13 protein-coding genes are annotated in these 14,109 nt (G+C 41.3%); 2 read left to right on the plus strand and 11 right to left on the minus strand.

Annotated elements, in window-relative coordinates; translation table 11 throughout:
• Position 1: 1 nt before the first annotated feature.
• The gene (locus NRIC_RS15115) at positions 2 to 346 is read right to left on the minus strand and encodes a PTS glucitol/sorbitol transporter subunit IIA (RefSeq protein ID WP_146623542.1); all 345 of its coding nucleotides are present in this window, start codon (positions 344 to 346) and stop codon (positions 2 to 4) included.
• 109 nt (positions 347 to 455) lie between these two features.
• Here NRIC_RS15115 and NRIC_RS15120 point away from each other — a divergent pair, with 109 nt between their 5' ends.
• Positions 456 to 1,478: a lactonase family protein gene (locus NRIC_RS15120; RefSeq protein ID WP_146623543.1), complete on the plus strand. Its 1,023-nt coding sequence runs from the start codon at positions 456 to 458 to the stop codon at positions 1,476 to 1,478.
• A 15-nt stretch (positions 1,479 to 1,493) separates the two neighbouring features.
• Positions 1,494 to 1,655 carry a hypothetical protein gene (locus NRIC_RS19345; protein ID WP_175580121.1) on the plus strand — a complete coding sequence of 54 codons (162 nt, stop codon included), beginning with the start codon at positions 1,494 to 1,496 and terminating at the stop codon, positions 1,653 to 1,655.
• 238 nt (positions 1,656 to 1,893) lie between these two features.
• Here NRIC_RS19345 and NRIC_RS15125 read toward each other — a convergent pair whose 3' ends face one another.
• From NRIC_RS15125 to NRIC_RS15170, 10 genes are all read right to left on the minus strand, one after another.
• Entirely contained in the window at positions 1,894 to 2,313 is a 420-nt protein-coding gene (locus tag NRIC_RS15125) for a hypothetical protein (protein ID WP_146623555.1), read from the minus strand.
• Between the two features lie 57 nt (positions 2,314 to 2,370).
• Positions 2,371 to 5,049 (minus strand): cation-translocating P-type ATPase, encoded by a 2,679-nt coding sequence (locus tag NRIC_RS15130; protein ID WP_146623544.1) that lies wholly within the window; start codon positions 5,047 to 5,049, stop codon positions 2,371 to 2,373.
• A 251-nt stretch (positions 5,050 to 5,300) separates the two neighbouring features.
• Complete coding sequence (locus NRIC_RS15135) at positions 5,301 to 6,059, minus strand: tRNA 2-thiocytidine biosynthesis TtcA family protein (RefSeq protein WP_146623545.1); 759 nt, start codon at positions 6,057 to 6,059, stop codon at positions 5,301 to 5,303.
• A gap of 3 nt (positions 6,060 to 6,062) precedes the next feature.
• A complete protein-coding gene (locus NRIC_RS15140; RefSeq protein ID WP_175580124.1) occupies positions 6,063 to 7,907 on the minus strand; it encodes an LTA synthase family protein in 1,845 nt (614 codons plus the stop codon).
• Positions 7,908 to 7,969: 62 nt separating this feature from the next.
• Positions 7,970 to 9,139 carry an NAD(P)-dependent oxidoreductase gene (locus NRIC_RS15145; RefSeq protein WP_146623546.1) on the minus strand — a complete coding sequence of 390 codons (1,170 nt, stop codon included), beginning with the start codon at positions 9,137 to 9,139 and terminating at the stop codon, positions 7,970 to 7,972.
• Between the two features lie 92 nt (positions 9,140 to 9,231).
• Complete coding sequence (gene nadE, locus NRIC_RS15150) at positions 9,232 to 10,059, minus strand: NAD(+) synthase (RefSeq protein ID WP_146623547.1); 828 nt, start codon at positions 10,057 to 10,059, stop codon at positions 9,232 to 9,234.
• Positions 10,060 to 10,070: 11 nt separating this feature from the next.
• Positions 10,071 to 11,540, minus strand: a complete 1,470-nt coding sequence (locus NRIC_RS15155; protein WP_146623548.1) for a nicotinate phosphoribosyltransferase — start codon at positions 11,538 to 11,540, stop codon at positions 10,071 to 10,073.
• A 99-nt stretch (positions 11,541 to 11,639) separates the two neighbouring features.
• The gene (locus tag NRIC_RS15160; protein ID WP_146623549.1) at positions 11,640 to 11,993 is read right to left on the minus strand and encodes a DUF1827 family protein; all 354 of its coding nucleotides are present in this window, start codon (positions 11,991 to 11,993) and stop codon (positions 11,640 to 11,642) included.
• A gap of 88 nt (positions 11,994 to 12,081) precedes the next feature.
• Complete coding sequence (locus NRIC_RS15165; RefSeq protein ID WP_146623550.1) at positions 12,082 to 13,395, minus strand: glycosyltransferase family 2 protein; 1,314 nt, start codon at positions 13,393 to 13,395, stop codon at positions 12,082 to 12,084.
• A complete protein-coding gene (locus NRIC_RS15170; protein WP_146623551.1) occupies positions 13,392 to 13,901 on the minus strand; it encodes an Asp23/Gls24 family envelope stress response protein in 510 nt (169 codons plus the stop codon). The genes NRIC_RS15165 and NRIC_RS15170 overlap by 4 nt, the downstream gene beginning before the upstream one ends.
• Between the last annotated feature and the right edge of the window lie 208 nt (positions 13,902 to 14,109).

Here is a 14,109-nt window from a genome sequence, read left to right on the forward strand (position 1 = left end):
CCTAAAGGAAGCTGATTTCCATTCCAACTTCAATCCTCGGCATCTCTTCCGGGGATAAATAGATGCCATTCGCTATTTTATCCTCGTTTTTCTTAAACAACAGCGAAGCATGTTCGATCGCATTCAGATTTTGATTGGCCGCTTCGCCGATTGAGGTTACGCGGTAAACCTGTTCGCCAAAATGGATCTCACTGCCGACTGCTAATTGGATTTCCTGATCATCGATTTTCTCTTGAATAATCGAGTATTTTGCTAATTCAGGTGTTGCTGTTTTACCAAATAAAATCAAAATAGGTTCATCGTTGATGGCTTCTTTGCCAACTTGGATTATTTTTGTCTTTGCCATTCCTTACGTCCTTTTCTACATTCTTTTTTCCAATTATAACACAAACTTACAGCTATCCAAGTAGACGAGATATTGTTAAAATAGATGTAATAAATTAGAGGAGGCTATCATGAAAGAAACAATTTTATTCGGCACCTATACACGCAATGAAAGCAAGGGCATCTATCAGATTATTTTGGACACAGAAAAGGGATGTCTAGAAAATATGCAGCTGGCTACAGAAGAAGTGAGTCCTACCTATCTTACCAAAAGTCAATCTGGAAACCTTTATTCTGTGACCACTCGCAATGAGCAGGGCGGCGTTTCTAGTTACGATCAACAACTAACCTTCTTAAATGCAGTCACTGAAGAAGGAGCTCCGCTATGTTACGTTGCAGTTGATGAGCCCCGGAAATTGGTTTATGGCGCAAATTATCACAAAGGAAAAATCAACGTTTACAGTATCCAAACAGATGGATCATTGAAGGCTGCCTTTTCAGTTTCGCATGATGAACCGACAGGCCCGCATAAAAACCAAAATACCGCACATGTGCACTATACAGATCTTGCTCCGGATCAACGACTGGTCGTTTGTGATTTGGGTACTGACCGAGTCTATACGTATGGGGTAGCTGCTGACGGCTCTTTGGAGGAGCAAAACGTTTATCTTGCACCGCCGGGATGTGGCCCGCGTCATTTGGTTTTTCATCCTGAAAAAGACTTAGCGTATTTATTTGGCGAACTAGACAATACAGTGACTGTATTAAACTATGATCGTTCTAATGGAAAATTTAGCTCCTTGCAGACGGTTTCTACCCTACCAGATGACTTTACAGGAGAAAGTGCCGGCGCAGCGATTCGCATCTCAAATGACGGGAAATTTTTATATGCTTCGAATCGTGGGCACAACTCAATCGTCGTTTATCAAATTTCTGACGACGGCGAAAAGCTAAATACCGTGCAGTTTATTTCCACTGAAGGGGATGGGCCTAGAGATTTCAATCTTAACTCTTCAAATGGCTATTTGGTTTGCGGCAATCAAAACACAAACAATGCTACATTGTATCGTCGCGATTCTGAAAATGGAAAGCTGGAAATGATTCAAAAAGACATTTATGCGCCGGAATGTGTCTGTGTTTATTTCAATAAATAGAAAGGATGACCATCCATGACAAAACAAGAAGTCATTGAACGACTGAAAAAAGACCTTGGTTTAGCAGATTTTCGCGGAAAACTAGAGGATAAGGAATACAGTGAAGAAGAATACCAAAAAATCAAAAAGGATCTAAACGATTATTTCGAGGATTACGTTCGAAATATCGAGATCTAATTAAAAACGGAACTTTCTCCTTTTTTGGGGGAAGTTTTTTTTGGTCTGCTCAGCAGCAGGGCACAAAAAAACCGCCGAATGGGGGTCGGCGGCTAAAAAAAGGAGTTATTACTTACGTAATGAAAAGAAAAGGTTGTTATTGGTTATGTCTATACTATACCCTACAACCTTCCCTTTGTATTTAAAATTAAGTTATATTAAAATTAGAAAACCTTTGTTTTTATATAGATCAAACGATTTATTTAATTAACAAATTTGTAATTTTTTGAATTGTTTTATAGATGGTATCGGTTGCTTGATCTTGCTTTTGCTCTGCTGCATCAAACGCTTCTTTGTTTACCTCAGGAATTAGACTGTCCGTCATTTCCTGACAGCCTTCAACATACTCGATATACGATTTCTCAAACCGTTTATGATTTCCCATCACTTTAGCAGGAGGTTTTAGTCGACTAATCTTTTGCAGGTGCAACCGGTAGAATTCAGTTCCTTCTGCAAACAACTCATGGATATCCGCTACGCGTTCCGCATCAAATTCCTTACCTTCATCTAATGCAGTACGAATTTCTTCATAGCTTGGGTGCAGCTTTTCACCCATTTCCTCTGTATTTTTGATAATCTCGTTGATTTCTCTTGCGTAAAAACCAGTATTTGGCCGCATCTTATTCACCTCTCGACACTTTCTAAAAAAGCTGCCGCAAAAGCGACAGCTTTTCAATTACTTATTATACATCATTTTACGTTGGAAAAACTTCACAATTTCCACGATTGGAATAATCGCAAAGGATGCGCCAATCACGATGCCCCATTGGTATAGATCCAAATGAGCCACACGGAAAATGTCGTTTAGTCCAGGAACGATGATGATCACCATCATCAATACAAAGGATAATAAAATCGCCCCGTTGAAGGCTTTGTTTCGGAAAGGCCCCACTTTAAACAATGATTGATGGACAGACTTCACGTTGAACGCATGGAACAATTGCATCAACCCCAAAGTAGCAAAGGCCATCGTCAAAGCGTCTGAATGGATCGCTTGGTACGCCGTATGGACTGGCCACTGGATCGCTGACCAATAAACGAACAACACTGTAGCAGCTTCTAAGATCCCTTGGTAAATGATACTTGAGAAGACTCCGCCAGAAAACAAGTTTGAATTACGTCCACGTGGTTTGTGGGCCATCAAATCTTTTTCAGCTGGCTCCATCCCTAAAGCGATTGCTGGGAAGGTGTCGGTTACCAGATTGATCCAAAGCAAGTGAATCGGCAATAGTGTATCCCATCCGAAAAGAGTTGCCAAGAATAACGTCAACACTTCTCCTAAGTTTGCCGCCAACAAATACTGTACTGATTTTTGAATATTGGAGAAAACTTTGCGTCCTTCTTCAACAGCAACTACGATCGTCGCAAAATTGTCGTCTGCAAGCACCATGTCCGAAGCTCCTTTCGAAACTTCAGTACCAGTAATGCCCATTCCAATTCCAATATCCGCTTGTTTCAAGGCCGGAGCATCATTTACCCCGTCTCCTGTCATAGCGACCACTTTGCCCTCTTTTTGCCAAGCTTTTACGATACGCACTTTATGCTCTGGAGATACTCGAGCATACACCGAGTAGTCGCTCACTTTTTGGGCAAATTCTTCGTCGGTCATTTCGTTTAATTGCGCACCAGTTAAAACAGCATCGTCATCACCTTTTTCGATGATTCCAAGACGAGCAGCAATTGCTTCTGCGGTATCCTTATGGTCTCCTGTGATCATGATCGGACGAACACCAGCCTCTTTTGCTACTCGTACTGCTTCAGCAGCTTCTGCACGCTCAGGATCGATCATTCCAACAAGTCCTGCAAAAATCAAATCATTTTCGACAACCTCAGATTCCATATCTGAAGGAACTTGATCAACATATTTATAAGCCATGCCGAGGACACGTAAGGCCTGTTGTGCCATATCCTTGTTGTTTGCCAAGATTTCATTTTTTTCTTTCTCTGACATTGGCACTACTTGATCATTTAATAGGACCTGAGAAGTCCGACCCAACAAAACATCTGGAGCTCCTTTTACTGCTACCAGCAATTTGCCGTCTGTTTGTTGATGGATCGTGCTCATCAGCTTCCGATCCGAGTCAAACGGCAATTCAGCGACCCGAGGTTCTGCGCTCACTCGATCACGAACATCAAATTGATTGTCTAATCCAAATTGAACTAGCGCTGTCTCTGTAGGATCACCGATCAGTTTTCCCTCTTGACTGAACTTGGTGTCATTGGAATAATTCATGACCTTCATAGCCATGTGTTCACTTGGAATTTCTTCTTTGGCACCGATCTGCTGATTGTTGACATATAATTTTTCAACTGTCATTTGGTTCAAGGTCAATGTTCCTGTTTTATCAGAAGCAATGATGTCTGTTGAGCCCAACGTTTCAACTGCAGGCAATTTACGAATAACTGAATTTCGTTTCGCCATCACCTGAGTTCCCAAAGCCAAAATAATGGTAACAATCGCAGGCAATCCTTCAGGAATCGCAGCTACAGCAAGTGAGATAGACGTCAAGAACATTTCATCCCAAGAAGTGCCGTTGATCGCAATCCCTACGACAAACATCACTGCTGCAATAACGATGATTGCAGCAGTCAAGAATTTGCCTAATTGGTTTAGGTTATTCTTCAATGGGGTTTCTGTTTCATCTGCTTGAGCGATCATCCCGGCGATCTTGCCGACCTCAGTACTCATCCCCGTACCGACAACAATCCCACGACCACGGCCATAAGTCACATTGCTGTTTGAGAAAGCCATATTTACCCGATCACCGATGCCTACATCTTGTTGATCGATCGTAACCATTTCTTTTTCTACTGGAACGGACTCACCGGTTAGAGCCGCTTCTTCGATTTTTAGTGAGGCAGCTTCGATCAAACGCAAATCAGCAGGCACGACATCGCCAGCCTCCAGCATCACGACATCCCCAGGAACTAAGTCTGTAGATTTGATTGATTCTGTGTGTCCATCTCGTAATACATTCGCGTTAGGAGTAGACATCTCACGCAATGCTTCAATCGCCTGCTCCGCTTTAGATTCCTGCAGAACTCCCATGACAGCATTAATGATCACAACAGCCAAGATAATGATCGAGTCCACGATTTCATGCGATACGACCGCGGAAATAATTGCCGCGAAGATCAAAACGATGATCATCGCATCCTTGAATTGTTCAAAGAATCGAACCAGCATGCTTTTCTTCTTGCCTTCCTCTAGTTCGTTAGGACCATATTCACGCAGCCGCTTCTCTGCTTCGCTTTGGGTCAATCCTTCCTTTGTCGTTTGCATTTCCGTCAAAACCTTCTCAGGTTCTAACGCATAAAATGGCTGTGACAGTTGTGTTTTTTTCTCTTCTGACATGTTCTTCCTCCTTTGTTATTTGCATCACCAGTCTACTCTTTTTAGCTAGAAAAAGGAAAAAAAATAGACTTGTGTATGCGTAAAAGAACATACATAAGTCTCACTATTTAAGACAACACCAGAAATTTCTTTCTTGTTGGTGGCGTTGCCACAGCATCAGCTGCTAGTTACTCCCTCATGAATAATACAAGATGGATTATACCATGAGGAAACACAGCAATTCAATGTTTTTATGAAAATTTCTTTTGGTTTCATAGGCTTTCATTTAGGCTTTTCGCCCAAAAATCTTCTGAAGTTCCTTGTTCCATCCCCATCACAAATTTCTCACGAATATCACCGTAGTCTCTTGAAAGACTCGTCACAAGATTTTTTATCTCTTCGCGCTTGGTCTGTTTATCCACAGGGCAGGGGTTAAATACAACTGGAAGCTCTTCACGTTTCACAAATCGAAGGATTTGTTTTTCTTCGATATAAAGCAAAGGACGGATTAAATAAAGCTCTGTTTTACTCAAAAAACTAATTGGCTCAAAACTATTCAATTTCCCGTGAAACAAAAAGTTCATAAAATAGGTCTCGATTGCATCATCCAGATGATGGCCCAACGCAACCTTTTGACAGTCCAACTCTTTGGCACGATTATACAAAATACCGCGACGCAGCTTGGCACACAACGAACATGGCGAACGTTCTTCGCGAATATCGAAAACAATTTTAGCAATATTGGTTGGAACAACCTCTAACTGATACCCTAAATTGTTAACAAATTGCTGCAAAGGAGCCAGATCACACCCCTTAAACCCCATATCTAAACTGATTGGCACGAGTTCAAAATCAAAGCCCAATCGGCGCTGCCGTCGAATCATTTCCAAAAAATAAAACAATGTTGTACTGTCCTTCCCTCCACTTAAGCCCACAGCCACCCTATCGCCTGGCTGAATCATCTGATGGTTCAAAATAGCGCGACGCATAGGGTTGAAATAGTTTTGATTGTCCTTTTTCTTAAAGCTCATGATCTACTCCTCAACGGTAAAAAATTTCTGATTCCGGCTGTATTGTTCGCCAGTCGTGATATCATACTGGATTAGCTGGTATTCCTCATAAATCAAGCGTTCTCGTTTGGTAAACGGCTGCTCTTGTGACCAAGCACCATTTTTGTAATACATCCCTGACTCAAACGCTGGGATTTTTTTTTGCATCGCCAGCAATAGCTGATAAAACCCAGACGATTTTAAGCCTGCCTGTTCAAATACGGTGGGACCAAAATAAAACGGACTGGTGATGACGTTTTGTTTTTCCTTGTTCGATAACTCATTTTTATTGTCATGTATCAAAAACTCTGTTTCATGCAACGTCATCTTTTCGTTTTTTGACTGCAGCTCATCGCTGTATATCCCCGGTAAATGATCCCCCCAAAACACCACAATCGTTCGTTTTGGCAGCTGATCCACTGCCTCGATAAAAAGACGAAGTGCCTGACTGGCATAAGCAATATCCTGAAAATAATTATCCAGACTGCTGCTGTTTAGTCCTTCCGCATGAAACTGCAGCTCTTCATATTTTCCATTGTACGGCATGTGGGTCTGCATCGTCACTAAATGAATAAACTGCGGATGCTTTTGTTTCTTTAATCGGTCTAAAACCTCCCGGTACGCTGCTTCATCAGAGATATATGGATTGTCCTCGATCGTTGACGTATGAGTCATCGTCTCTTCATCTAGAAAATGATCAAAGCCAAAAATATCGTAAACATCTTTTCGTTTATACATAGACGTATTATAAGGATGGATTGCCGTAGTTTGATAGCCTTGTTTTTTTGTTAAGGATACCAACGAAGGAATCGTCTCCATTTTAGGAATCAACATCGTATAGGGCGTCGTCATCTGCGCATTGAACAATTCCATCGAAAACCCGGTCAACGCCTCAAACTCGATGTTCGCTGTTCCCCCGCCATAATTTTGGGACAGCATTTGACCGCTGTACGTATCCTCAGCCACCGTACGATAATCCGCTAAGGGATCGCCTCCAGAAATCTCGATCCCGTTTAAACGTGCAGGATCAGAAAAGCTTTCATTCATCACATAGATAATATTCGGCTTTTCATCGGACCCGTTCAATGCAGCGGCTTGCTTCGTGTACTTATCGACGATTTGTTCGATTCGTTCCTTAGAATAATCTTTGGGCTTCTCCATTGGATCGACCCGGAGATTATAGAGGAACCCTCCCATGAATCCAGTATTGTAGTAGTTCATTTTCTGACTGTAAGGAATCCAAAGCGCACTTCTATTGTAAGCCTGGCGCAATAAGTTTTTTGGGTCATTGAAGTTGCTGACGTAAATCAGTGCTAGCAGTGAGCTCAAAAAGATCCCTAAACGAACAAATTGCTGCCGTCGACTTTTGCGCAAGCTCCGATAAAAACTAAATCCTAGAATCCCAAGACTCGCTGTAATCAAAAGGATAAACAGAACAAACAAAGGACCATTCACGAGATCTTTGATCAAGCCAAATTCAGTGATCATCTTCAGATCATCGGGATAGATAGGTTCCATACGGTATTTCATTTTCAAAAAATTGGCTGTTCCTATTCCAATAATCAAAAACAAATACAGGAAACTTCCGAAAAGAATCGATCCTAATGCACTGGTAAACAGTCCGTATACCAAAAGCAGCACTAAACATCCTAAAAAGAATTTTTCAGTGTGCCATGAAAAAGCAAATTTAAACGCTAGTTCAAATGAAAACTCATTTTGGGTTAATTGCAAGAATAAATTAGACCCTACGATCAATAAAATAATGCCGACAAGACTAGCAGCGGCTTTTAGATTTTTCTTGTTACGTTTTGTAATTCCCTTAATTCTTATTCTCTCCCATCTTAAAGCCACCGCTATTTTATCGAGAAATTTACCACTTGTAAAGTTGTGCTCTATCTGCTGCTTAAATCTTTGTGCGCTCTTTTTAAGATTCTTACTCGCTTTACCTCGCTTAAAGCATTCAATTCCTCTTCAATCCCTGATAATTCTTCAAAATCTGAATGATCGAAATCAACGATTAAATAGACGAAAGCACCCTTTCCTTCGCTTATGTATTCAGCTGCTTCGATTTCTCTTTTATCCAATTGGTGCCAAATTTCCTGGCGAATCCTTTTACTTTTTTCGAAAAAAACGGTCATTCGATAGTCCGCGCGAAATGGCAGACGAACGTTGGGAAAATTGATCGAGTCCCGTACCGTTCCCTGCAATAAAAACTGTCTCAATGATTCTGCCGCACGTTTGCCGCTTTCGGACAAAGCCTCTTCCGTAGTGCCGCCAATGTGAGGAAGCTGTAAAATTTTCGACTGTCCTTGCAAAAGAGCTTCCGGAAAATCAGTGATATACCCTGACAATCGGTTCTGTTCGATGGCTTTCACTATGGCTTGGCTGTCCACGATTTCTCTGCGAGCGAAATTTAATAAAAACACATCCTGTTTCATTTGCAGCAGCTCTTTTGCACCAATCATCTTTTCTGTGTCTTTCGTCAACGGCAGCAATACCACAATATAGTTTGATTCCTTGAGGATTTTTTCTAGCGACGAAAAAATGATCATTTCATGTTCAGGGTCATTTCGTGCATAGCCCAAAACGTTCATGCCCAACTCGTGACAAGCCTCGGCAACCAAAGTTCCAATATCTCCGATTCCTAACAATCCAATCGTCTTCCCTTGAAGTTCATTGCCAATATATTCTGCACGTTTTTCTTCCGCTTGCGTTAAAATGTCATCACCCTTTAACTTCTCAACCATTTTCGCTGCCTCAAAAATTGGACGCGCAGTCAAAAATAAACTTGCCAACACCAGCTCCTTGACAGCGTTCGCATTTTGTCCTGGAGTGTTCATCACGATCGTTCCATTTTCGCTGCAGGCTTCGATATCAATGGTATTTACCCCCACTCCCGCCCGAGCGATCGCTAACAAATCCTTTGTCAGCCATTTATTCTCGACTTCTTGGCTGCGAACCATTATAGCTTCTGTCTGTTGATCAACAAACTCAAATTTTTCTTCGTTTAAGGGTGTCAATTGATCTTGCGTGTATTCTGCCAATAACTGAACTCTGTACATTTTTCCAGCTCCTTTATTTAAAAAAACGAATTTCATCAACTGATATAGTTGAGCTAAAAAAGAAAACTGGAAGTCTCCTTCCAGCTTCTCATTTATTTTTTCCAAAAGTCATCAAACACAGTAATCGGTAAATGCCGTTTGTGTTGGGTTTTATTCCACCAATTTTCGATGGTTTCTTGCGCTTTGCTATCGATACTTCTGCCTTCTAGATAATCATCGATATCGTCATAAGTCACACCTAAAGCAACCTCGTCAGCGATCAATGGTTTGCCATCTTCTAGATCAGCTGTCGGTGTTTTTAAGTAAATGGCCTCTTCAGCACCTAATTCTTTTAACAGCATCTTCCCTTGTCGCTTGTTCAAGCGAAACAACGGCAGAATATCCGCACCACCATCGCCAAACTTGGTAAAGAAACCAGTAATATTTTCTGCGGCATGATCAGTCCCAATCACTGCCCCGCCTTTTTCTCCGGCGACACCATACTGAGTGATCATCCGCTGACGAGCTTTCATATTTCCCTTATTAAAATCGCTAATCACCAATCCAGCCTCTTCTAGCGCTGCGACTTGTGCATCAACGGCGGCTTTTATGTTCACGCGCAAACTAACATCAGGTTGAATAAAGTCTAATGCGCGTTTTGCATCTGCTTCATCCGCTTGATCGCCATAGGGCAACCGAATGGCGATGAATTGATAGCTGTCTTCTCCCGTCTCAGCGCGCAGTTCTTCTATAGTTAGTTGCGCCAAGCGACCGGCCAAGGAAGAATCCTGCCCACCACTGATTCCAAGAACCAGACTTTTCAAAAATGGATGTGCATAAAGATAGCTTTTCATGAAGTCAATGCTGGTTCGAATCTCAGCCTTCGGATCGATCGTAGGCTTCACGCCTAATTCCTGAATGATTTCTGTTTGCAATGTCATTGAAGGACCTCCTATTTTTGCTGCATTTTTGAGACGCTTTCGCGAACTTCCTGCATGATTCGATTTTTATGGTTCCAACAATCCGTCGAAAGATCCACAGGATATTTTTGCGGATTCAGATCACGCTTGTATTCTTCCCATAAAGAATCTAAATTTTCTTTTGCATTTAATTTTACTTCTTGAATCGATGGTAAGTCATATACACGTTTTCCGTCAATATATATATCCTGCAACACTGGGCGCGCTGTAAAATCACGAACGGTCTTATTGATATACGTATACACCGGATGAAACATAAAAATTTCTTTTGATTCTCTTGGATCTTCATCCCAAAGAGTGACATAATCCCCCTCGGATTTCCCATCAGAATTTCTAGTGATCCGCCAAACTTGTTTTTTTCCTGGAGTGGTCACTTTTTCTGCGTTGCTGGACAGTTTGATCGTGTCGACCATCTCTCCAGCCTCATTTTCGATTGAAACCAATTTAAAGACTGCGCCTAAAGCCGGCTGATCGTAAGCGGTGATCAACTTGGTGCCCACACCCCAAACATCAATTTTTGCATGCTGCATCTTTAAGTTCAAAATTGTACTTTCATCTAGATCATTGGATGCATAGATCTTCGCTTCCGGAAAGCCTGCTTCATCTAACTGCTGACGCACTCGTTTTGAAATATAGGCCATATCTCCACTATCAATTCGCACACCGAGAAACTTGATTTTGTCTCCCATTTCCCGAGCCACCTTAATAGCATTAGGTACGCCGGAATTTAAGGTATCGTAGGTGTCAACAAGAAACACGCAATCGCGGTGAGTCATGGCGTAGGCTTTGAAGGCATCGTAATCATTTCCGTATGATTGGACAAGAGAATGGGCATGAGTCCCGCTGTCAGGAATTCCAAAGATCTTTCCTGCGCGCACATTGCTGGTCGCATCTGCCCCGCCTATATAGGCGGCACGCGTTCCCCAAATAGCAGCATCCAATTCCTGAGCCCGACGCGTTCCAAATTCCAGCAACGGATCATCCCCAATGACTGATTTGATACGCGCAGCCTTCGTAGCAATCAAGGTTTGAAAGTTAACAATATTCAGCAGCGCCGTTTCAATCAATTGACAATGAGCCAACGGTCCCTCGACTTGAATGATCGGTTCATTGTTAAAAACCAGTTCTCCCTCTACTGCTGAGCGAATCGTACATGAAAACTTAAATTCCCGCAAATACTGAATAAAGCCCTCTGGGTATTGTTCAACCTCTGATAAATAGGCCAGGTCCGATTCACTGAAAGTCAAATCCTCCAAATACTTTACCAAACGTTCCAGTCCAGCAAAGATGACATAGCCATTTTCAAAAGGCATGCTTCGAAAATAGCATTCAAACACTGCATGCACGTCCGCTCTGCCAGTCTCCCAATAAGTTTTCATCATATTGATTTGATACAGATCCGTGTGCAAGGTTAAACTGTCATCTTCGTATAGCTTTCTCATAATCACGTTCCTCAATTCTTTAGGTAAATTCAACTAATTAAATCTATTATAACAAAAAAAAGGAAAAGCGTACTGCTTTTCCCTTCTTTGGCACAAATTCTATTCAACTTTGTATTGGACAAGAATAATGTCCTTGTAGGATTCCTTTGGTCGAATGCCTGACTCTAAGATCTCTTGTTTGTATCCAATATTTACTTCAACTTTCTTACGATCTACCTTCAGTAAGCGATGAATGATGGTCTCTACTTCCTGATGTCTGATTTTTCGTTGACGGTTCAACAACAAAAGGGTAATCGTGTCAAAACGATCAACATAAACAATCTTTGTCCGATCGTACGCGTATAGTTTGTACAGTCGAATCGCCTGCTGGTTCGCAAAGGCGTGACGTGTCAGTTCAGGATACAACGTCTCTAAATTCACATTGCTGGTAATCGGTGTTTCAATCAGCTTCATTGAATGACCTCCCCTTCCTCGTATGTTATATTTTATCATAAGTTTGAAAAAAGAGGATAACGTTTTAATGCAAACCACCTTGGTCTGATCAATTCGATTTTTTTCTGGCACGTTCCGGACTTTTCCAAGTGCCAGACCCATGCCCCAAAATCGTTTTGACTGCTGGGACAAACGAAGTCACGATCGTAAGTGCATTCATCATCCAATAAAAAAGCATATATAAAGGAGCAAACAACATGTATTTGAGCTTCCTCCCACGATCATCCGTCAATAAAGCAGCACTCAATTGGAACAAGCCGGCAACCATCTCGAAAGCCACAAAAATAAACGAGAACGTCAAGGTTTGATAAATGCTCACTGCATCTCTTTGGATCAAGAAATGTCCGATTAGCAGTACGAAGAGGATGGAAGAAATCCAAAAAAAGAAGGACCAGATGATACTTAAACTTTGATCGATGAACATGACCGTCCGTCCAATGTTCTGCAATGGATGCAAGAAAACTTTTTTGAAATTCGTCATCCAGACCTCGATTCCTCCCTTGGCCCATCTTTTGCGTTGCCGATAAAGCATTTTCAAACTTTCAGGTACCTCCATAAAAAACATGATTTCTGGAGCAAATATAGAAAGCCATCCATCTAATTGATGGTCCCAGGCAATACTGATATCCTCTGTCGCTCGATCTTGTCGAAACAAGCCGACATCCACAAGCGCGTCCTTTCGATACATTGTATTTGCCCCGCTGTATGCATAAATACCGCCTAAAACTCCATTTTGAGTTCGTTTGATGACCCCTACGATACTAGAAAATTCCACGGTTTGTGATTTAGCGATCAGTCTATCTCTATTTTGAACATCCATGTTAGCAGTCACGGCTGAAATATTCGTGCTGTCTTGCCGAATAAAATAGTTTACATATCGATTCAAAGCGTCTGGTTCAGGAACCGTATCGGCATCATTACTTAAGATCAGCTTTCCTTTAGCAAAGCCTATTCCGATATCAAACGCATGCGCCTTCCCCTTATTGTCTTCAACTCGAATGACTCGAAGATTCTCGTATTTTTTCATCAAATCTTTTAGAATTTCTGGTGTTTGGTCTGTCGATCCATCATCCATCACCAATACCTCATAGTGCTCGTAGTTCATTTTGGTCATTAGATATTCGATCGTCCCCTCAATCACAATCTCCTCATTGTGCGCTGGAACCATAATAGTTATGAAGGGTTCTACTTCTACTGGAATATTCAGCCACTCTTCTTGTTTATATTTGAACAAAAACTCGTAACACAATACACCAATAAACCATGAATATCCACCAATAATCGGGTATGCGATCAATAACATCGCTAAAACAGAAAGAGTGAGATCTATTGGAAAGTTGCCAGTATTGAACAGCGTGCTCATAGTTCAACACCTCCGTCTTTATAAAGATCCCTTACAAAATCCTTGTCCAAATTCTGTTCCGGTTTTACCGAGTAATAGCGAACGGATTCTCTAAAAGCTTTATCACCAAACCGATCCGTATACTCTTGTTCCAGTAATTGTTTGCGTTTATCTAATTTTACTTCATCATGCAATGTCTCTTTTTGTAAAGAATGTTTAAATTGTCGGTTGTTCATCAGCGTTAAATAAAGATAGCTGACCACTCTCAAAATAAATACGATCGCCAGAAAAAACAGTATAAACAAGAAATAGCTGTCTACGCTAGCATAATCGACTAATCGTCTTCCCTCAGCAAATTCGGGCAAAAAGATCGGGAACAATAACCAAGCGAAAGGGAGAAGAACACCTGCCCAACCAAGCAAAGCAATGAATGTTTGCCAAATTTTTAAGCCAGTTCGCCCTTTTGAGAAGAATTTATCTGTAATCAGCAAATTAGAAACTTCTTCTCGAGAAATCTTTTTTTTCATAATACTTACCCCCTTTGCGTTAAAGTACTACAAAAAGGAAGTTTAATAAAACAAAATGCTTTTTAAAGGATCGTAACAAGCTTATTAAGAGATTTAAATACATAATCGTATGCTTCTTTTGCAGCATAAAATGAAAGAGGCTGTGACAGCATTGTGGTGCGCACCCCGTCAATAGGACAATGAAATAATATAAAAATTTTGTGGACTA

Source organism: Enterococcus florum (genome assembly GCF_004309355.1).
Taxonomy (GTDB): Bacteria; Bacillota; Bacilli; order Lactobacillales; family Enterococcaceae; genus Enterococcus_A; species Enterococcus_A florum.